The 19,955-nt window shown below is 66.4% G+C and carries 17 protein-coding genes; 8 read left to right on the top strand and 9 right to left on the bottom strand.

Annotation, left to right across the window (positions count from 1 at the left end; genetic code table 11):
• Positions 1 to 42 precede the first annotated feature (42 nt).
• Positions 43 to 597 (top strand): NUDIX domain-containing protein, encoded by a 555-nt coding sequence (locus tag ACYU96_RS12985; protein WP_460753925.1) that lies wholly within the window; start codon positions 43 to 45, stop codon positions 595 to 597.
• 247 nt (positions 598 to 844) lie between these two features.
• Here the strand turns inward: ACYU96_RS12985 and ACYU96_RS12980 are convergent, their stop codons facing one another.
• From ACYU96_RS12980 to ACYU96_RS12960, 5 genes are all read right to left on the bottom strand, one after another.
• Positions 845 to 1,843, bottom strand: coding sequence for a protein-L-isoaspartate O-methyltransferase family protein (locus ACYU96_RS12980; protein WP_460753922.1), 999 nt, complete (start codon positions 1,841 to 1,843; stop codon positions 845 to 847).
• A 26-nt stretch (positions 1,844 to 1,869) separates the two neighbouring features.
• Positions 1,870 to 2,289: a lasso peptide biosynthesis B2 protein gene (locus ACYU96_RS12975; RefSeq protein WP_460753919.1), complete on the bottom strand. Its 420-nt coding sequence runs from the start codon at positions 2,287 to 2,289 to the stop codon at positions 1,870 to 1,872.
• Positions 2,286 to 2,522, bottom strand: coding sequence for a PqqD family protein (locus tag ACYU96_RS12970; RefSeq protein WP_460753917.1), 237 nt, complete (start codon positions 2,520 to 2,522; stop codon positions 2,286 to 2,288). The genes ACYU96_RS12975 and ACYU96_RS12970 overlap by 4 nt, the downstream gene beginning before the upstream one ends.
• 61 nt (positions 2,523 to 2,583) lie before the next feature.
• A complete protein-coding gene (locus ACYU96_RS12965) occupies positions 2,584 to 4,398 on the bottom strand; it encodes an albusnodin/ikarugamycin family macrolactam cyclase (RefSeq protein WP_460753914.1) in 1,815 nt (604 codons plus the stop codon).
• Between the two features lie 68 nt (positions 4,399 to 4,466).
• Positions 4,467 to 4,583 (bottom strand): lasso RiPP family leader peptide-containing protein, encoded by a 117-nt coding sequence (locus ACYU96_RS12960; protein ID WP_460753911.1) that lies wholly within the window; start codon positions 4,581 to 4,583, stop codon positions 4,467 to 4,469.
• A 190-nt stretch (positions 4,584 to 4,773) separates the two neighbouring features.
• Between ACYU96_RS12960 and ACYU96_RS12955 the strand changes: the two genes are divergently transcribed.
• On the top strand, positions 4,774 to 5,925 hold the full coding sequence (locus ACYU96_RS12955) for a helix-turn-helix domain-containing protein (protein WP_460753908.1): 1,152 nt from the start codon (positions 4,774 to 4,776) through the stop codon (positions 5,923 to 5,925).
• Positions 5,926 to 5,939: 14 nt separating this feature from the next.
• Positions 5,940 to 6,665: a 5-formyltetrahydrofolate cyclo-ligase gene (locus ACYU96_RS12950; protein WP_460753905.1), complete on the top strand. Its 726-nt coding sequence runs from the start codon at positions 5,940 to 5,942 to the stop codon at positions 6,663 to 6,665.
• Positions 6,666 to 7,084: 419 nt separating this feature from the next.
• On the opposite strand, the gene ACYU96_RS12945 is transcribed toward ACYU96_RS12950, so the two are convergent.
• Positions 7,085 to 7,384 carry a hypothetical protein gene (locus tag ACYU96_RS12945; RefSeq protein ID WP_460753902.1) on the bottom strand — a complete coding sequence of 100 codons (300 nt, stop codon included), beginning with the start codon at positions 7,382 to 7,384 and terminating at the stop codon, positions 7,085 to 7,087.
• Positions 7,385 to 7,852: 468 nt separating this feature from the next.
• Between ACYU96_RS12945 and ACYU96_RS12940 the strand changes: the two genes are divergently transcribed.
• From ACYU96_RS12940 to ACYU96_RS12930, 3 genes are all read left to right on the top strand, one after another.
• Entirely contained in the window at positions 7,853 to 8,122 is a 270-nt protein-coding gene (locus tag ACYU96_RS12940; protein ID WP_460753899.1) for a hypothetical protein, read from the top strand.
• A gap of 246 nt (positions 8,123 to 8,368) precedes the next feature.
• Positions 8,369 to 11,716: a MobF family relaxase gene (gene mobF, locus ACYU96_RS12935; protein WP_460753896.1), complete on the top strand. Its 3,348-nt coding sequence runs from the start codon at positions 8,369 to 8,371 to the stop codon at positions 11,714 to 11,716.
• Positions 11,717 to 12,006: 290 nt separating this feature from the next.
• Positions 12,007 to 14,400, top strand: a complete 2,394-nt coding sequence (locus ACYU96_RS12930; RefSeq protein WP_460753893.1) for a hypothetical protein — start codon at positions 12,007 to 12,009, stop codon at positions 14,398 to 14,400.
• Positions 14,401 to 14,588: 188 nt separating this feature from the next.
• Here ACYU96_RS12930 and ACYU96_RS12925 read toward each other — a convergent pair whose 3' ends face one another.
• The 3 genes from ACYU96_RS12925 to ACYU96_RS12915 are packed head-to-tail and all read right to left on the bottom strand — an operon-like array spanning position 14,589 to position 18,834.
• Positions 14,589 to 16,370: an SAVED domain-containing protein gene (locus tag ACYU96_RS12925; RefSeq protein WP_460753891.1), complete on the bottom strand. Its 1,782-nt coding sequence runs from the start codon at positions 16,368 to 16,370 to the stop codon at positions 14,589 to 14,591.
• Entirely contained in the window at positions 16,367 to 17,827 is a 1,461-nt protein-coding gene (locus ACYU96_RS12920; protein ID WP_460753888.1) for a HesA/MoeB/ThiF family protein, read from the bottom strand. Before ACYU96_RS12920 ends, ACYU96_RS12925 begins: the two co-directional genes overlap by 4 nt.
• Positions 17,824 to 18,834, bottom strand: a complete 1,011-nt coding sequence (locus ACYU96_RS12915; protein WP_460753885.1) for an SMODS domain-containing nucleotidyltransferase — start codon at positions 18,832 to 18,834, stop codon at positions 17,824 to 17,826. The genes ACYU96_RS12920 and ACYU96_RS12915 overlap by 4 nt, the downstream gene beginning before the upstream one ends.
• Before the next feature lie 176 nt (positions 18,835 to 19,010).
• On the opposite strand from ACYU96_RS12915, the gene ACYU96_RS12910 reads away from it, so the two are divergent.
• Positions 19,011 to 19,379: a transcriptional regulator gene (locus ACYU96_RS12910; protein WP_460753883.1), complete on the top strand. Its 369-nt coding sequence runs from the start codon at positions 19,011 to 19,013 to the stop codon at positions 19,377 to 19,379.
• Positions 19,380 to 19,382: 3 nt separating this feature from the next.
• Positions 19,383 to 19,952, top strand: coding sequence for an ImmA/IrrE family metallo-endopeptidase (locus ACYU96_RS12905; protein ID WP_460753880.1), 570 nt, complete (start codon positions 19,383 to 19,385; stop codon positions 19,950 to 19,952).
• Positions 19,953 to 19,955 lie beyond the last annotated feature (3 nt).

Genomic DNA, 19,955 nt, shown 5'->3' with positions numbered 1-19,955 from the left:
GAACACGCGTCGAACCGTCCATGTACGCCCGGGCGCGCAGGCATGTTGTGGTCGCTAGCGTGGTGGTTTGCCGATGTCAGGGTCGGTGACGCCGCTCGTACAAGGAGATGGAGACGACGGATGAGCGCTGCTGTGGGGATCCAGGTCGGGCGTCGGGGAGCCCGGGGGATTGTGATCGACGACGACGGCCGGCTGGTCCTGATCAAGCGGACCAAGCCGGGGCAGGCGCCGTATTGGACGTCGCCCGGCGGCGGCGTCGAGGAGGCGGACGCCACGGTCGAGGATGCCCTGCGCCGTGAGCTGGCTGAGGAACTTGGCGCGACGGCCGGCGGGTACCAGCAGGTGTTCGTCTCGTCGGATCTCACGGATGCGGGTGTGGCGATCCAGTACTTCTTCATTGCGCGGTTGACGTCGTTGAACCTGACCGAGCGGTACGGGTCGGAGTTCAGCAAGCCCGAGCGTGGCGGCTACGACCTGGACTACGTGCCGCTGAGCGACGACTCCCTTGTGGCCATCGACCTCAAGCCGGCTGCGCTCAAGGAGTTCGTGCTGGCGAACCGGGACGCCCTGCTCGCGGAGGCGGGCTTTGCGGCCTGAACTCCGTCAGCCTTCCCAGACGAGGTAGGCGGGGGGCCTGTCCTGGTAGGAGGCGCAGATGGGAGGCGTCCGTGCCGAACATGTCGCGGAGCGCGGACGCCTCTCCGGGCCGTGGCAGTCTGCCGTCGCGCTCATGCAGTGCTGACCACTCGCGAAACGAACGCAGTGGCAGTAGCAACGGTCCGGAGGGCGTCGCGCCTTGGTCGCGCCGAGTACAGCAGAGATCCACGCAAGCATGTCGCGCCCGTCAGCCGTCTACCTGGATCACGACGGCGTAGCCGTCGCGTGTGCGGGCGATGTGTGCGGGAAGCTCGTGGGTGTACGGGGAGCCGGCGGTGCGCCATTGGGCAATGAGGGCGCTCAGTCGTTCCGCGGCGTCGGATTGGGTGGGGCGCTTGACGATGTGAGACTCGGTGACGAATGCGGCGTCGGGCTCGCCGCCCAGGGAGCCGAGTCCGATGCCCGGACCGAGTTCGGTCGTGGCGACGAGCAGTCCTTCGGAGTTGAGCGCGAAGAGCCAGTTCTTGAAGTGAAGGAACTCGCCTGGGCTGGTGACCCACTGTTCGGCCTTGCCGATGCGGAGGGCGTCGAGCAGGGCGCTGGCCGTGTCGGGCTCGAGCGCCGCGTTTGTCGCCAGCTCGAAGCGGGGGTCGTCGTTGGCTCTGACGTAGGTGGTGGCTCGGGGCTTCTCGTCCCCGATCGTGGGCGTGTAGCCCCCGGCATCCACGAGCACGTCGAATGCGTCGTCGCCTACCTTGTTGATGTGAGCGACGGCGTAGGCGCCCGGCAGTGTCGACAGCAGGCAGCCGGTGATGAGCACACCGCCGGGCGCCAGCTGGTCGAACCATGCGGCCGGGATAGTCGGCGGTGTCGTGCCGACAAAGATGCGGTCATAGGGTCCGTCCTCGGGCCAGCCAAGTAGTCCGTCGCCGTGGACGGCGCGTGCTGGATGGCCATGTTCCGCGAACAGGCGGGCCGCGCGTTCGGACAGATCGGCCGAGATGTCAACGGTGACGACCGTGCCGCTCGGGCCGACGAGCTGCGAGAGAAGGGCAGCCGAGTAGCCGGAGCCGGTGCCGATCTCCAGGACACGCATGCCGGGGTGGACGTCGAGCATGCGGAGGTGGCGCAGCGTGACACGCGATGGGGTACAGGGTCGTACAGCCTTGCCGTCTGCGCCGTGGTAGAACTCAGCGGGGATGGAGCGGGCAGCTTCGGCAACCGTTGAGGCGGTGCTGGTGTTCATCGGTGGGAGGTTCCTCTCGTGGGCGTTCAGATGCGGACGGTGACGATGAACGGATCGTCGAACAGGTTGTCTTCACCGACTGGGCCGTCGTCAGCCTCGATCCAGGCGTGAGACTCGCTGGGGTTGAAGCGGCAGCCGATGCACCAGTCGACACAGAGTGCGCGGAACGCGGTGGTGAGCAGCGCTGCGAGGGACAGGTCCAGGCATGTTGCCCTTCCTGGGTAGTGGGAGGCGGCCCAGTTGCGAGCGGCGATGGCGTTCGCTGCTTCGGCGCGGGTAGCGCGTCGTGGTGCCAGGGACTTGACGAGTGCGGCGAGGGTGAGCACGGTACGAAGCGGGAGGAGACGCAGCATGAGGACCGCTGCCGCGAGCCCGGCAACGGCGGCCACGGACAGGCCGAGCGCCGGCCGAACTGGCGCCACCTGGGTTGCCATCGGGATGCTCACAAGGGGCGCTCCTTTCGCGGGCGGCGCGACGCGACAAGTAGACCGCGCTCGTGCAAGTCACGCACCAGTTCGTCGCCATCGGACCGGGTGCGCTCTCGGGCGACGCTGTAGCGGGCGGCGACGAGGTCGGCGGTCTCAGCAACGGTCAGGCCAGCGCCGAGGTACTGCCACCAGAGACATGCGACCGGGCTGAGGGCGTGCCAGCGTCCACGGCCGCGGAGGTCGAGCACCATGCCGCCATGGTCCGTGATCGTCGCTCGGACATGGCGGGCAGGGCGCAGGTGTGTCAGCGGTTCAGTACGCATGAGCAGCCATCTCCCAGCGTGGTGTGCGTGCGTCGGGGCGGTGCTGACTGAGCCACAGCTCGGTCGTCACCACTGACTCGAGTGCGGCAAAGCGCGTTGGAATACCGGCGGCGGCCAGCGTCAGGTCATGGGCCAGCGCGGTGCCATCAAGCAGGCCGGTGGCGACCAGTTCCGAGGTTTCGACCAGACTCCGGATGGCGTCGATGTTCCGCGCGACGCCGATATAGCCGGCCGCGCCGTAGACGCCCTTTGTCCGTCGATCGAGGACGACGTCCGGGGCGAGCCCGCGCAGCGCCGCTGCGAGCAGCGGCTTCTGCCGGTGCGGGTCGTTGTGGAGATGGACGGGCAGCGCCATACACGCGCGGACGACTTCGTTGTCCAGGAACGGTGCTTGCAGCCGCAGCCCCAGTGAACCGGCCTGCGCGTTGAGCTCTGCCTGATAGGTGCCGAACTCGCGCACCTCGCCCCACGCTCGGCGGCCACTCAGCGGCTCAACGGCGTCGCGAGACTGCTCGGCCAGGTCGGCAATCGCGGCGCTCAGGTCATGGCGCGCATCACGCGTGAGCCATGCAGCGACACCTGTCGGCGTGAACCACGCCGGCTGGCGTCGCGGCAGGGATGACCGCTCGGCCGAGCGGATCGTCTGGCTCAGCTCCTGCAGCGCGGCGCTGTAGGACTGCCGGGATAGCCGGTGGGCCGTCTGCATGACGCGGTAGACCGGGTGGTGCCGGAGCCGAGCCCGGGCGATGGCAGCGCGCCAGAGGGCAAGGTGACTGCCGCGCGCAGCCAGGTCGGCCAAGCAGGTCGCCGGGGCGGCAAGCAACAGGTCACCGCCCGATCCGGTGAGGTGGAGCGTGCTGCCTGCCGCCGTGGCATGACGCTGGTACGACCACTTGCGTGCCCAGCGCGCCGCGTCGGAGTGCGGCTGATCGGTGGCCGGGGCGTCAAGGAGGTCGTCGAAGAACGCCGGAGTCGGGTCGGGCGACACCACGTGGTGCGTGATACGTGGCTCGGCTGTGGCTGCCAGCACCGCGTAGGGGACGTCGTCATTCGGGCTCAGGCGATCAGCGAGCGTGACACCCAGTACGTCCTGACCGGCCTGCGCGGCCAGCAATGCCACCGTGGTGGAATCGAGGCCGCCGGAGAAATCAGCCGTGAGCGGGCCGAAGCTGCTGGCGGCCCGGATATCGACGGCGGTGGTCAGCGCGTCGCGGAGCATCGTGGTGGCTTCCGGGAACGTTGCGTCCTGCGTCTCAGGTTCGTAGCGGTCGATGCGAGACGAGCCGGCCGTGACTGTGAGTGCGTGACCGCCTGGTACCCGCGTCACTCCGGTAAACGTCGTCTCGGCGCCGACCAAGTCGCCAAGTGTGGGTGTCACCAGTCGCCGGAGGATGGCGCTGTGGTCGACGGGTGCTCCGACGAGCGCAGCGAGCGGTTTGGCCTGGGTCGCCCAGACCGCGGCCTTGCCCAGCTGGGCGTAGTACACCGGGCGCTGCCCGCACAGGTCGGTGAGGACGATCGTGCGCGTGCCATTGTCCGCGACGACCCAGTAGGAGCCCGCCCAGCGGGTGAGCGCCCGCCAGTCACCCTGGCGAACGAGTGCCAGGCCATGGGCCATCTCGTCGCCCGTCAGCCAGACATCCCCGACGACGCCGAGACGGTAGGTGCCATCCTCGACGGTGCGAGCCGTTACCGCCGACCGCTGCGGCTCATCGACGGCCCAGACCGGTCGAGGGCCACCCCATAGCAAACGTGCGTCGTATGGCCCCTGGATCGAGGTAGATGCACCAGCCAACCACACCATTGCCTTGCTCCTCTCCCGCACAGGGAGCGGGGACGGCCGATCCGGTCGACCCCGCTCCCATGGATGGATCACTCGAAGTAGCGACCCTCGTCCTGCGAGTCCTCGGCGTACTTGCCGAGGGTCACCTCGGCCACCGAACCGAGGTCCGCGACCACAGGCGTTTCGTAGCTGAGCGTGTCCTGCATCTCGACCTCCCGTATGTGCCCTGTCAGGGCGGGCCAGAACGCCGCCGGGCGGCGACATCCAGAGCGGTTGGCGTACTGTCAACGGCGCTCCGTATCCATGGAACGCGGCGCGGAGGGTCGCTCCCAGGGACCCTTTGCGGCAGGCTTGTTGCACCGTTGTTGCACCAGACGGTTGACCTGGGGAAACGCCATGAATCAAGGGGGCGGTGTGATGACAGGAAGTGGGCGGACGCGCCGCCAACTGCTCGCCGCGCGTCGAAAGATGCTGGGGTTCACGCAAGAGACGCTGGCGGAACAACTTCAGGTCGACCGCTCGACCGTTGCCCGCTGGGAGTACGGCAGCGTCGAGCCGACTCCGTGGCTACGACCCATGCTGGCCCAAGCCCTCCAGGCAGATCCGGCAGAACTCGCGGACCTGCTGGTGGTGGCGGAGGCACATTCCGCGACGGTCGAATCCGCTGAGCCGAACATCGTCGTACTCGGCGCGTACCTCGACACCATCGAGACGCGGTACGACACCGAGGCGTCGGCGGTGCTGCTCGCTGATGCAGCCGACATGCTCGCTCGCGTCGCGGCGGCCCGAGAGGCAGGCTCGCCCGCACGCGACGTCGACTCGATCGAAGCGAAGGCCGCTATCTTCATGGGCAAGGTGGTCTGGGATGCCTCGCAGCGCAAGGAGTCACGGAGCCCACGCCAGTACTTCAACCGGGCTATCGCTGCCGCACACCGTGTCGGCGACCCCGTGACACAGGCGGGCGCGTTGCTGCGAAGCTGCTATCTGTCGCTCTACAGCGACAAGGATCCAGCTGCTGCGCTCCAGCTGGCGCAACAGTCTGCTGAACTGGCTGAGCGTTCGAGCAACGTCCTCACCGGGCTCGGTCTGCTCCATGCCGCCGAGAGCTTCGCGATGCTCGGTAAGCGCCGCGAAACTGAGCGGTCGCTCGCAGCCGCCGAGACACGACTCGGGCGAACGGTGGACGACGATCCCGCCTCTGCGTGGTTCTCGCCCGCGACGTTCGACCGGCTCGCTGGGTCCTGCTACCTCTCGCTCGGAGACGGCTCGCGCGCGCAGCCGATCCTTGAAGAGGCAAGGACGCAGTTGGGCGCGGGCTCAAAGTCGCGAGCTATCGTGACGGGAAACATCTCGCTCGCGCTCATCCGCCAGGGGCTGCCAGACGAGGCCGCGACCGTGCTCCATGAGGCAATCGATCTGGTTGAGGCGAACCAAGGCGGCGGTGGGATGACGATCGCGTTCCAGGCGGGCCGCGAACTACAGCCGTGGCGCATGGTCAATGACGTCCAGGACGTGCGTGAAAGGCTGTACTCCCTCATCAGTACTTGATCTTGGAGGAGACCATGAACGCCGACGTGCTCGCCCGCGCCAAGCAGGACATCCGCACGATGGTGTGGGACCGCCTGGAGCGGGCGGGCGCAGTCAAGGGCGATACGCACGGTCGCATCCCCGACTTCATCGGCGCAGATCAGGCGGCCGAGCGGCTCGCGACTCTGGCGGAATGGCGCAACGCTGCGGTCGTCAAGGCAGTCCCTGATGCCGCGCAGCAGCCCGTGCGGGCCCGTGCGCTCACGGCAGGAAAGCTGTTGTACATGGCGGTGCCGAAGCTGGCCGAGACCGAACCGTTCTACGTGCTCGACGCCGCCGCGCTGTCAGTCCCGGCCGACGTGGCAGCAGACCGGCGCCAGGCCGCGCAGATCGCCCCACGGGTCGACGTCGACCAGATGCAGCCCGTCGACCTGATCGTGACCAGCAGTGTCGCTGCCTCCCGTACCGGAGCCCGCATTGGGAAGGGAGCCGGCTACTCGGACATCGAGGCAGCCTTGCTCGCGTCAGCCGGACTCATCGGGCCCGACACCGTCATAGTGACCACCGTCCACGACCTCCAGATCGTGGACGAGCCGATCCCCGAGACGACGCACGACTTCCACGTCGACCTGATCGTCACGCCCACCCAGGTCATCCAGTGCTCAGAGCGCAAGCGCCCTGCGGGCATAACCTGGGCAGAGATGCCCGCGGCCAAGATCCAACAGATCCCAGCCCTCGCACGGCGACTGCCAGGCCAATGACGCTGTGGGGTTCAACTGCGCTGCTGATATGACTGATGCGTCCTCGCCAGGCATTGAGCCACTCCAAACTCTCCAACGAACCCGAGGCGGTTCAGCCAGCGGAATGCGGTGCTGCCGAACAAATGTCGAACTCCACCCGGCGTGCCCGCAGCCGCTGTGGCTCCATCCGCTGACCACTTCGCCATTCCGCCCGTCGCCCATCCCGCTGCCCTACCACTCGCTCTGACTCCCGCCCCACGTCCCTCCGTCCCGATCCTGCCTACCACCCCGCCTCAGCTCCTCCATCCCACCCAGCTCACTGCCTCGCCCTTCCGCCTACCCTCACCTGCCCGACACGTCTGGCACGCGACGCTAAACGGGGGCGAGTTCACTCTGAGTAGACGTGTGAGGCCTGATCTGGGTCGCGGATTAATGGGTCGCTACAGGTCGAACTCCCAGTCCTCGAGCCGGGAGTGGACACCGACGTAGTTGATCGCCATCCGCTCCCGGACCTCCGGCTCGTATCGGGCCAGGCACGCCTCAGCGGTCTGCAGATCGAAGAACGCGCCCATCTGCGCGACCACGTTGTCGTCCTCGGCGAGCAGGACGACCTCGTAGACCGTCTCGGGCGACCGGTACCCCTTCGGCAGACGCATCCAGTACGAACGCCACGTCCGAAAGTGCCAGGACCCGAGCCGCACCCGAACCCTCCGCCAGCTCTGCACCTCGAACTCGAACATCCCGCGAGCATAGGCGGCTGAGCCGGCGACGACGGCCCCGCCTCCCGCGAACCGCCAGCCGGAGGACCCGGACAGCATTCACTCACCTCGAATACGAGGTGGCACCAGTCGTCGAGCAGCTGCAGGCGAGGGCGTACCGACCGCCGGGGGGGATGAGGTTGCTCCTCAGCCGTTGGGTCTCTCGCTGGGCGCCACGAGCTCAGGCTCGGTCTCCTCCGGCCAGATGAACTGTCGTGCTCGCGGAGCTACGCTCAACTCACGCAGGCTTCCGTCCGCGCGGCGTTCCCAGCCAAGACCGAAGGCATCACGAAACGTCACGTACGACACGCTTGTCGAATCAACGCCTCGGAAACTGTGTGAACGTGACCCGCCGGGAGGAAGGGCGTCAACCTGAGGGCCGCGATTTGGCTGGCGGCGTTGGGACGGGCAGAAGAGCGCTAGATCGAAGACGGGCATGTCCGAGAAGTTGTGGACTCCAGCCTCGACCTCATTCGCTTCCGTGTTGCCCTTCGTGACGGTCATGACGTCTTGGACGACGACTCGGCGTGCCTGGGCTTCGCGTTCTCGTCTGAGCGTGGCCTCTTCCGCCCTATCGCGCTCGGCCCGAGCTTCATCGCGTTCCTGGCGAAGCCGGTCGAGCTCCGCTTCTTGCGCCTCAGCGCGGGCGCGAGCCTCCTGTCGGCCAAGCAGCAGCGCGACCACAACGGCTCCCACGGTAGCCGCGGATCCGATCGTTGACGCGATGGCACCGACAATCTCCCACGTGTCGTGCCACCGCGACGTGTACTCGATCCAATCCGACATGTACCGGAATATACCGGTCTGAATCGCTGATCACTTGTTGAAGGATCTCGCCTCCCCGTCGACATGTCCTTGATGGCGGGCTCCGCATCGAATGGGCCTGCGGTCCGGCGATACGGACTGGTCCGGCTCGGTGATGACGGTGTGAACGCACCTGGTTGCATGACGGTCTCGATGCGGGTCATGTCGGCTGGGAGCGGCTACAAGTACCTGCTGTGCTCGGTCGTCCAAGGCGACGGCGACCTCACCGCAGTCGATGCGTTGACGCGCTACTACGCGAACCCTGGTACGCCTCCGGGGCGGTGGCTGGGCAAGGGTGTAGCTCAGCTCGGGGCCGATGGAGCGCGGGTCGGCGTCGGTGACCAGGTCACCGAGCAGCAGCTCGCCCGGCTGCTCGGAACCGGGCGCGACCCGGTTACCGGCCAGTCTCTGGGGCGCGCTTACCAGCAGTTCGCGACCGTGCCGGAGCGCATCGCGGCGCGGATCGAGGCCCTGCCCGCGGACCTCACCGACGAGGAACGCGCGTCAGCCGCCGCGAGGATCCACGCCGAGGAGCGCAAGGTGGGCCCGAAGTCCGCGGTGGCCGGGTTCGATCTGACGTTCTCGGTTCCGAAGTCGGTCTCGGTGCTGTGGGCCCTGGCCGACGCGGGCACCCAGGCCCTGATCGCAGGCGCCCATCATGCGGCGATGGGGGAGGTCATCGACTTCCTTGAGCGTGAGGTCGCAGCGACCCGTACGGGGTCTGGCGGGATCTGTCAGGAGGACGTGCACGGCCTGATCGTGACGGCGTATGACCATTACGATTCCCGCTCGAACGACCCGCAGCTGCACACGCATGCCGTCGTGTCGAACAAGGTCAAGGCTGTCTCGGACGGCCTGTGGCGGAGCCTGGACTCCAGAGCCCTACACCGTGCGCTTGTGGCCGCCTCGGAGCAGTACGACGCGCTGCTCATGGACCGCCTCTCCGGCACGTTCGGTCTCTCATGGGAGTTGCGCGAACGGGGCCGCGAGCGCAATCCGCAGTGGGAGATCGCGGGTATCGGCGAGGAACTGATCGAGGAGTTCTCGACCCGGTCGCACGCGATCAACCAGGCCAAGGACCGCCTCATCGCCCAGTACATCGCGACGCACGGCCGTCGTCCGTCCAAGACGACGGTCATCAAGCTTCGCGCTCAGGCGACCTTGCAGACCCGCCCGGAGAAGCAGATCCACTCGCTCGCGGATCTTACGGTGGGTTGGCGGGCCCGTGCCGCGCGAGTCCTTTCGAACCTCGGGGCGTCGGACGACGATCCGGCCGCTCTGGTCCGCGGCCTCACCAGCACGCGGACGGTGCGCGAGTTCGCCGCTGACAAGGTTCCGGCCGACGCCGTCGAGCGCGCTGCCGTCGCGACGTTCCACAGTGTCGCGGCGAAGAAGACGACGTTCACGCACTGGAACCTGTGGGCTGAGGCCAATCGGCAGACCATGGGCTGGCGCCTGCAGACAGCCGCTGACCGGGAACAGGTCATTGCCGCGATCGTCGCGCAGGCCGAGGCGCACGCTGTCGCGCTCACGCCGCCCGAGGTGGCGGTCACGCCGGCCGCGTTGCAGCGTGAGGACGGAACTTCGCGGCTGCTTCCCCGCCACCACACGCTGTTTACCAGCACCCGGACCCTGGAGGCCGAGGACCGGGTCCTGGCGCTCAGCGACGACCCCACGGCCGCGCGACTGGACCTTCGCACCGTCCCGAAGGCCGTTGGCCGCGACGGGAGGCTGCTCAGCCCGCAGCAGCGGCGCGCCGTCCAGCAGCTCGTCGCCTCCGGGCGCCGTGTGGACCTGCTGGTCGGGCCCGCCGGCGCCGGGAAGACCACCACCCTGCGCGCGCTGCGCCGCACCTGGGCCGCTCGGTTCGGCAAGGCGTCCGTCGTTGCCCTGGCGCCGTCGGCCGCCGCCGCGTCGGTGCTGTCGAGCGAACTGCGGCTACGAGCGGAGAACACCGCCAAATGGCTCCACGAGCACGGCCACGGCCGTGCTGCGTTTACGAAGAACCAACTCGTGATCATCGACGAGGCCGCCCTGGCCGACACCGCCACCCTCGACCAGATCACCGGTCTCGCCGCCGCGGCCGGCGCGAAGGTCGTGCTCGTCGGTGACCCCGCCCAACTCCAGTCCGTCGACGCCGGCGGCGCCTTCGACCTACTCGTCGAACACCGCCGCACCGCGACGGCGGACGGGGGCGCCGTCGTCGCCGAGCTGACCGAGGTGCACCGGTTCGCCAACCCGTGGGAGAGGACGGCAAGCCTCCAGCTGCGCGACGGCGACACGAACGTCATCGACACCTATGACAAGCACGGGCGCCTGCGTGGCGGCGAGACCGAGACGATGATCGACGACGCCTACACTGCCTGGCAGCACGACCTCACAGGCGGCACGGCGACACTCCTGATCGCGGAGGCTGCCGAGACGGTCCGCGAGCTGAACCAGCGTGCTCGCGCCGACCGGATCCTGGCCGGGCAGACGGATGCCGGACGCGCCGTGCGGCTCGCCGACGGCCTCGAAGGCTCGGCCGGTGACCTGGTCATCACCCGCAAGAACCGGCGCCAGCTCACCACAGTCCGGGACCTGGTCACCGGCGGGTTCGTCCGCAACGGCGACCGCTGGCAGGTCACCGCCGTCCACCGCGACGGATCCCTGGATGTACGACGCGTCGACGTCGGCGGCACGAAACGGCTCGCGGACACCGTCATGCTGCCCGCCGCGTACGTGGCGGCGCACCTGGACCTCGGGTACGCGGTCACCGCACACCGCGCCCAAGGCATGACCGTCGACACCACGCACGCCCTGCTCACCGTGACCACCACCCGGGAGAACCTGTACGTCGCCGTGACCCGCGGCCGGGCAGGCAACTTCGCCTACATCGCGACCGACCGACCCGACGCCAACCACACCGGCCCCGACGACACGGTCTCCTACCAGGCAACCCTCTATGGCGTCCTGCAGCACCGCGGCGCCGAACTCTCCGCCCACCAGGCCGCCGAGGCCGAACGCGAGACGTGGACCGGCCGGGCACGGTTGATCGCCGAGTACGACCACATCACCGACGTCGCCCAGCGACCCCGCTGGGCCCGCGTCGTGGCTGCCGCGCTGGTCGCCGGAGGCTTCACGCACGAGGAGGCTCAAGCCCACCTGCAGCCTGACGGCGGCCGACTCGGCGGCGGAGCGGGTCTCGACACGAGCCGCGCGACATCGTTCGATGCCTTGCGCCGTGAGCTGCGCCGCGCCGAGGCTTGCGGCTGGGACGTCGAACGGCTTCTGCCGAGGCTGGCCGGGCGGCGGACGCTACTCGATGCGGACAACCCCTGCGCCGCGCTCTCTGCTCGGCTTCGCCGGGCGACGAAGACCTCAGCTCACAGGCACCAGCCGCAGTTCGTCGCAGCAGGTACCCCGGCTGCCGTTGGACGAGTTCGCGAAGACTCCCGGTCCGTGCTGGATCAACGTGCAATGCTGAGAGCGTCGAACGCCCAACAGGAGACAACCGGGCCGAGCCTGTAGGAGCCGGCCCGCCGGCTGCCCCGGCCTCCTACTCGCGCTACGCACGCGGAACACAAGTGGCCTCTGGACTGGGATTTCATCCTGGTCAGGCTTGGCGGAAACACATAGCATCCCTCATGTGGCCTACGTTGCTCCCGCAATTGTGCGAGGCTCGCCGAACCGAAGGAGCAGCTTCCAAAACGGAGATCGGGCAAAGCGTCGGGCTAAGGGGAAGATCCGTTCTGATGGCATCCAAGTCCTCACGGAACCGGCGGAAGAAGGCACGTGGCTCCAGGCCCCCGGTCGGGCGCGTGGACCAGCACGTCGAGATCGTGCTCGACGGTGCCTTCAATACGGCTGAGTTGCTGGCGGACGTCTTGAAGGCAACCGCACCTCAGGCTGAGGTTGAGAAGCGCATCAACGACGCAGCGAAGCAGCTTGTGAAGGGACTTGCTGGCTACGACCCGCTGGGGACGCTTGAGGTGATCCGGATGGTGACCCTACCGTTCGTCCCTGTGGGCGTCATGCCGTCGGCCGACGCGCAGAGCGGCCCTGCTATTTCCGAGATCATGGCTATCGCACTCCTCTGCGCAGCGTCTGAACTGGATGGGGGGCACGATGCCAAGCGCGTTGACCAGGACCTGTGCGGCGTAATCGGTGAGCAATTGATCCCCCTTGCCTATGAGGTCCTTAATCTAGCCGGAGTTCGCGACATGCTCGCGGCCGATAATCTCGACGACATGGCACGAGTGGCCGCCGCTGTTCGTGGTAACGGCCGCTGGATGCGAGGAACCTCCTACCCCGACATGCACGACGAGGCACTCCGGGGGTTGTTTGGCGCGGAGGATGTCGACGCTGGGATACGAAGCGTCCTGGGATTTGGCGTAGCAGATGCGTTGTTATTTCTCAACATTTGCCATCAGATGCAGGTGGACCAGTTCAACGCGCGAGGACAAGGTCTCGCTGACGCCTTCAACTCGATCGACATGAGCTCGGAGCATGTCCCGACGGATGGGGAGAAGCGCTCTGCAATCGACGGGCTCAGTGGCTTCTTCAACCCGTCCGCTGTCCAGGCAGGCGCTTCTGTCGCTGACGTTGCAGCCCGAGCGGGGCTGTCAGCGGCGGTAGGCACCAAGATAGCTGAGTTCTTCACTGCACCCGCCCCGCCCAACGGGGTAGGTGCAGCCATGCGGACCCACCTGGACGGCAATTCACCGCTGCGCGCACACCCCCTCGTCTCTCGAGACGACCTAGTGATGACCGTCCACCCCGCGCTCATCGCTGATGCGGTGAAGTCGGGCCTCGAAGATGCCCTGAAGGGCACGGCTCATTGGGACACATATGCAGCCCATAGGGGGAAGTACCTGGAGGGACGCATCGCGGATCTCTTCCGCAAGCTTGTCCCTGGGATCTCCGAGCACCACGGCGTCGAGTACTTCGTGCCCGCGGATGCGTCCGAGGCAGTGGGTAGCCCCACGGACTACACAAAGCTCGTCGAAGGCGATCACCTGTTCATCTTCCACGATGTCGCGTTCATCGTCGAAGACAAGGCCGTTCCCCTCAGCGACCGCTCAAGAACTGGCGAACTGAACCCGCTCCGCCGCAACCTTGCGGCTGCGATCACGAAGGGAGCGGAGCAGGCCGGGCGAATGAAGCAGCGGATCGTCGGCGATCACGGTCTGCGTCTCCGTGACGGGACGTGGCTCGACCTCTCCGACGTCCGCGAAGTCCACTCTGTCGTCACGAGCCTCGACGACATGCCAGCCATTGGCACAGCAACCGCCAGGTTGGTCGGCGCAGGACTTCTCCAGGCGGACAACATTCCTTGGACGGTCTCCCTCAACGACCTCGACCTCATCGCGCAACTCGTCGATCGCCCGGCTGAGTTCCTTCTATACATGCGCCGCCGCACCGACCCTCTGGCAACAGAAATGTTCATGGCCGTCGATGAGTTGGACCTCTTCCTGCTCTTCTTCCGGATGGGGCTCTACGTCGAACCCGACCCCGCAGTGGCCGTACGGGAGATGCCGTGGCTTGGTCAGCCTCGCACCGCCGACGTGCGCCGCTATAAGAAACAGACCCCTGGACTCGTCACGAGCCACACAGACGAACTCGATGCGTGGTACTACTCGCTCCACCCTCCAGCGGGAGCAAATGTCGATGACACCGTACCCAAGCCGCGCATGGTTCCCTCGCCGCTAGTCCCGCTCATCGACTGGCTCCAAGAGAACGGGGTCTTCGGGTGGCTCAGTATGGGGGCGACGCTCCTTGAGGGTTCGTCGGACGCCCAACGGCAACTGGCGGCCTATCCGGTCAAGCTGACCAGCAATCCGGCTCCGAACGGCAAGCCAAGGAGCATTGCCATCCCCTGGGGCTTCAACAAGCAGGACGGCTGGCTGCTTGTGTGGATGACGCGCCCCGAGGCCATGGACGGCGAGAAGGTCGTCCAACGCGCCCACGCCTACATGGTGGCGAAGAAACACCAACTCGGCTTTAAACGCGGTGCTTCCTTCGTGTACGACGAACCAACCGGTGAGCTCATCGGTGCGTCATACGACTCGGGGCAGACCGAGGTGGAACCGGACATCCTTGCCGAGTGGGTCGCGTCGCTTCAGACGCCCAGCGACATGGAGACGCGAGCGCAGATGACGCAACGTCGTCGAGCCGCAGAGCGTGCCGCGAAGCGCAAGAGGGGGCGTCGATAAGGCCATGCCGTGGCAGAGTCTGAAGCGCAAACCTATCGAGGTGGCGTTGCCACGGAAAGTACCGCTACGTGGCAGAGGCATACCCTTTGAAGAAGGGCGAGCTCGCGCCAGCGCTGGCAGTCCGCTTCCGCCGAAACCGCTGAACCTGATTTCCGGCGACCCAGTGGTTGTTGGCGCTGATTACTGTGCTACTGATCGAGGAGAACTTCGGTGATCGGTCCGCCGGTGACGCCGGGCTCGACGGTGAGCGCTGGCCTGTAGCTGGCGACATCGCCAATCGAGTTGTCCCACTCGTAGACGACCGTTCGTAGGGTGTTGAGATGGCGCCCGACGAGAACGGCCATTGGGTATGGGCCGTGGAACGCCAGGTGCATCTCTGCACGTCCATCGGCGGCGCCAAGGCGCCTGATCTCGCGTGCGACCTCCGCACTGAGTCGCGGGGCCTCTCGCGAGTCGATGCGGTTCGGGCTGTCGAGGGTTATGAGCGCTGCCGCGGTGAATCCGTCGACGGAATCACGGATGAGCCGCTTGAACGCTGTGCGATCGGGCTCAGGTGTCAGGCTCACGAAGACGGCAACCCGGTCGTGGCTGCCGGGCGCTGGCGCGCGGACGACAGGGGCCGGCTCGGTATGCAGCTTGCTGATGAACGGGTCGTCGCTGCTTGGGGTGGACTTCCACGGCTCCTCGCGGACGTCGACGACCTCGATGTTTCCGATCTTGGTTTCGGGCAGAGCTGTTCCAAGCGCGAGAGCTACGGAGAGATGGGCCCCGCCAGACACCCGGACGGTTCGCGTGCCGGCGGCATAGACGGCGTCACTGATGAGAGGCAGCGTGGTCTGGAGCAGCCTGAGCCCGACAGGTGAAGGGAGGCGTCCGTCCTCGGCGGAGTTGATGCGGATGTGCAGGTCGTTGTCGTCTGCATCGGCTGCAAACGGGGTCGGCCTAGTTTGGATGCGGATGGTGAAGGGGCGCCTGGTGCTGCGGATATCGCTGGCGAGTTGCTCTACTCGGTGCATAAGCAGGTCGCGAACGATCTCGGTCTCGCCTGCAGCGTCGAGCATGTTGCTTTGCTTCTTGTCGGCGAGCTTGCGTGCGGGGGTGAGTCTGAGGAGCCTGTCCGGGGCGGCGTAGTCGCACGATGAACTGCTGCCAGTCCTGGCGATCGTGTTCGCGATGCACAGGCTGAAAGCAGCGTCGTCGTCGAGTTGTAGCAGCCGCGGTAGTTCACGTTCTCGGACGATGTTGCTGTAGGCGATCTCGGGCGTCACGACGAGTACGGCAGCAGACAGTCCTTGGGTGAGGGCCTGTTCGAGGCGATCGGTCGTCGTGCCGGGGCGCAGGTCGGTGTGGTCTCTCCAGACGACGAGACCAGCGGCTCGGAGCAGGTGCTCGAGTGACTCAGCCTGTCTGCTGCCGTCTGACTGCCGGTAGGAGATGAACACCGGCCCGTCGCCCCGGACGGCATCCGCCGGTAACGGGCGCAGCCGCTGAAACCTTGGTGGTGGGAGCGAGACCGTCGCGTTCTTCGTCGTGACGCGTCCCAATCGTTGCCGTTGAGCGACCAGGCCGAAGAAAGGGGCGGTGTGGCTAGGGACATGGACCAGCAGCGCGATCGGGTTCTCGCTGGTCCTGGCGATGGCGCGCATGGCAGCGAGATCTGTCGGGCTTGGCGCAGTGGGCGCAGAATGACTGTGCCACTCACCGACATAGCCCGTTGGATCGTCGTCGGCTCGGGTGGCTAGGAAGTCGGCCAGTAGTGCGTTGGCTTTGACGTCGTCGCGGATGTACCGATCAGTGGTCGCCGGTTGTCCGTCGATGACCAGGGCATGTGTGACGACTACGGTGTTGTCTTCCCGGTAGCCGAGAAGGATGCCGCCTGCTTCTCTGGGCCAACGCTGCGCGGTCTCGGAGGCGATGAGGTCGAGTGCAGCATCGGAGTGCAGCTCGATGCGTGGCGATGGCCTAGTCACGAATGTTCCCTCTTCGGGACAGGCGTCATATGCCGTACCTCCCCGGACGGATGTAGGGGACTCTTCACCAGCAGCCCAACGGCGTGACGCACCGTTGCTGCTGCCGCTTCGATCACCGCGTGCGGTGGCGTCGGAGATATCGGGCTTCCGCAGCCGGCCTCGAACAGTTCCACGGGCCCGCTCTCGACGTCGATCGTCGAGGAAGGAAGCACAGCCGCCTCGTTGAGAGGCGGAAGGACGTCGATGCGATACGTCGTGCCGCTGTTCTGCAGCGCTGTCGAGAGGAGGTGCGTCCCCAGCGATTCCGCGGCGGTGTGAAGCAAGGCGGTCGTGGCGAAGTCGGCAGTGGCGTTCACAACGAGATCGTGCTCGCGCAGCAGGTCCATGGCGTCGGCGCCAGAAGTGAGGGCGAGACTGCGCGCGTCGACATCGCCAGCCCGGACGTCATGGCGATCAACGAGGTGCTGCTTGACGGCCTTAACCTTCGCCATTCCGACAGTATCTGAGGCGACCAGGTGGCGGACGAGGTTGCCGGGCATGACGACGTCGCCATCGACGAGGGTGAGCTGACGCACGCCGGATCGTGCAAGCATGTCCGCGACGAACGAGCCGAGAGCACCGGCACCAACGACTGCGACTCGGCACGTACTGAGTTCGGGAGCAAGGAGGCCCGCGCGTGCAGATCTGGCCGCCTTGGTGTCCGCGCCCGAGCGAAGCCGTCTGACCGCGATATCACCGGTGGTGGTTGGCCACACCTCCACCACGACCGCGCCATCATGGTCGCCCCGTCGGAAGAGCAAGACCAGGACGGTGATCACGTGCTGGCGGATCTTCCGGTCTACTGCGGGGTCGATCAGGGCGGAGAGGTCATCCCAGTTCCGTGGCGGCACGCCGACATCACCGAGATCGACGACGTACCCGAACCGATCCTTCTTGTTCTTGGAAGGCTTCGTGGGGCGGGTTCCGAGTCCGATCCGCATCGTGTCGTTCCTCGACGGGTGGAACCGGACAAAGCTGTTCCGGTGTGCTGCGAGGTCGTCGTAGACGTAGAGGCGGGTGTCCTCGGAGGTGTGGAAGTACCTGTCGAGGTCGAGGTCAGGACGATCGTCCTCCCATCCGGCATCGGCTCGTTCGAACCACTCCGTGACGTGTTCGAGGAACGCCGCGGCGTCCGTCCACCACAGGCCCTCGTGATCGTCCTCGGCGACCAGGCACAGCGCCCCGCTGAGCTCTCGATGCCAAGACCAGGGCACAGCATCCTGATCGACCGGCGTGACCCGCGGGGGGTGAAACGGGAATCCGGCCGGCAGACTGATGAGGACCGAGGTCGTACCGGCGGCGTGCGGAATCGGACCTTGCCACCCGGTGACGGCTTCCACGAAGCCGGCGCGGACAAGGCCTTCTTCGAAGTGCTGGCGCGAGTAGGCAACGTAGTCGTCGAACTTGTCGATGCTCACCCGAAGGTCCTGGCGCCGGCCGGGACCGCACCGGCGCCGGCCGAGATCGCGGCTGCGCGCTTGCTGCCGTTCTCGTTGAAACCGGGTGGCATCGGAAGGACGGTGTCTCCGTCGCCGTCCTTGCCGAGCAGCTTTCGGAACGCCAGCGCGGCCTTGCCCTCGTCCTCTTCGGCCAGTGCTTCCTTGGCCGAGGCCGCGGCGTCTGCGAAACGTGTCCGTGCGGCGTCCAGTTCGTCGTCGGTTGCGCGGATCTGGATGGTCTGCCCAGGCAGCGTGGGGTCGTTCACTCCGATGCCGTAGCTCACGAAGTTGTCGACGATGGTGCTGACCTCCTGGACTGCGGAGACGTAGTACTCCGCCTGATCGTTTCCTGACACGGCGCCGGACGCGAATGCCTGGTAGGTCGCCATCTCGAAGAAGAACCCCCCAGGCTTCTTCCCGACGCCCAGCAAGGTACGGCGGGTCTGGCGCAGCAGCTTGACCGTCGGTACGTAAAAGTCGTCATGGGCGGCGTTCATCTCGCTCGACAGCGAGGTCAGCTCATCGGGGTTGGTGCGCACCCACTTGTTCAAGTCACCCTTCTGCGGGATCTCCCACGACTCGTCGTCCCAGTACGGGCGGGCAGGCACTGCGTCGACATACAGGTCGAACTCTGGGAAGGAGACCTGGAGACTGCGGTCCTGACGCTTCGTGCGTCGGTGTCCTTCGGCATCGGCGCCGAATTCCGCGTGCAGCACCTTGAAGAACCTGTCCAGGATGTCCCGGGACGTGACGTCGACCGGGAGATCGGGCAGGCGTACGAAGACGTCGACGTCCTTGATCCGCTTGATCGACACGTTGCGCTTGTATGAGCCGATCAGCACCGGGCTAACGCCATACTCCGCGAGCGTCGAGTCGGCTTCGAGGGCATCGCGAACGAGCCGATGCGCTTCCGGTGCGTTGGTCTTGTCGTCGCCGGGCTCGATCGAGCTCAGCGCATCCTTGAACTGCTGCTTGAGGTGAGCCATTAGGCCCTCCGATCCTGGTAGTGACTGTCGTGTACCACCCACGATGGCGCTACGCCCAGTGCTTGCCCGCGGAGGCCCTCGCCCCCAACCGCATGTTCCACACTCGACGTTGCGTTTCAATGCTAACACAGCGTATCGAGCGTGACATGATGTTGCGGATCTGACACACTGAGCGTATGGCCAAGACGACGATCAACACAGCCGCGCTGTATTCAGCCCTGGATGCAGCGCGTCAGGAGCGGCAGATGTCCTGGCGGGCTCTCGCTGGTGAGATCGGGGTCAGTCCCTCGCTGCTCTCCAGGCTCGGTAACGGTCTAAAGCCCGACACGGACGGCTTCGCGACGATCATCGCGTGGCTCCGTCTCCCTGCCGAGCAGTTCTTCAAACGCGACGGCAACGACATCGTCAACGACGCACGCGAACCTGATCTCATGGCACAACTCGCGCCTCTTCTGCGCGCCAGGAAGGACCTCAGCGAGACCGACATCAACTACCTGCAGCAGGTGATCGGTCTGACCGTCGAGCGTGCGCGGGCCAAGGGATGACCCGTGCGTCGTGGATTCAAGACCGAAGCGAAGCACCTCGCGCTGGAGCTCCGGAAGGAGATCGGCCTCAATGCTCACGCGCCGTTCAACCCCTATGCGTTCGCAGCAGCGTATGGCATTCCCGTCGTCCAGCTCAGTGAGCTTGGGGGCGAAGCGCGAGACCACCTCCTGAAGGCGGACGGAAGCACGCTGTCCGGCGCGCTGATCCCGACCGGCACAGGAGTTGTCATCCTTGAGAACGACGCTCAGCCGTTAACCCGTAGGCGCACGACGATGTGCCACGAACTCGCCCATGTCGTCCTTGAACACGAGTTCGCCTTCTCGCTGTCCGACGAGAGGAAGTGTGGACTTGGCGGCGAACAGGAAGCCGAAGCCGACTGGCTCTCCGGTGAGATACTTATCCCCTACGACGCCGCCTTGGGGCTCGCCCGAGCAAACGCCACCGACGAACGTGCCGCCTTGGTTTTTGACGTGAGCCTCGCCGTCGCCCGCTGGCGGATGAATCACAGCGGAGCTCGCAAGGTCGTCGAACGTACCCGTGCGAAGCGGTCCAGGGGGAGTGGGCCGTTCTAGGGA

This window comes from Myceligenerans cantabricum, from assembly GCF_054777735.1.
The sequence above is the reverse complement of the archived record's forward strand: the minus strand, read 5'-3'. Positions and strand labels throughout refer to the sequence as shown.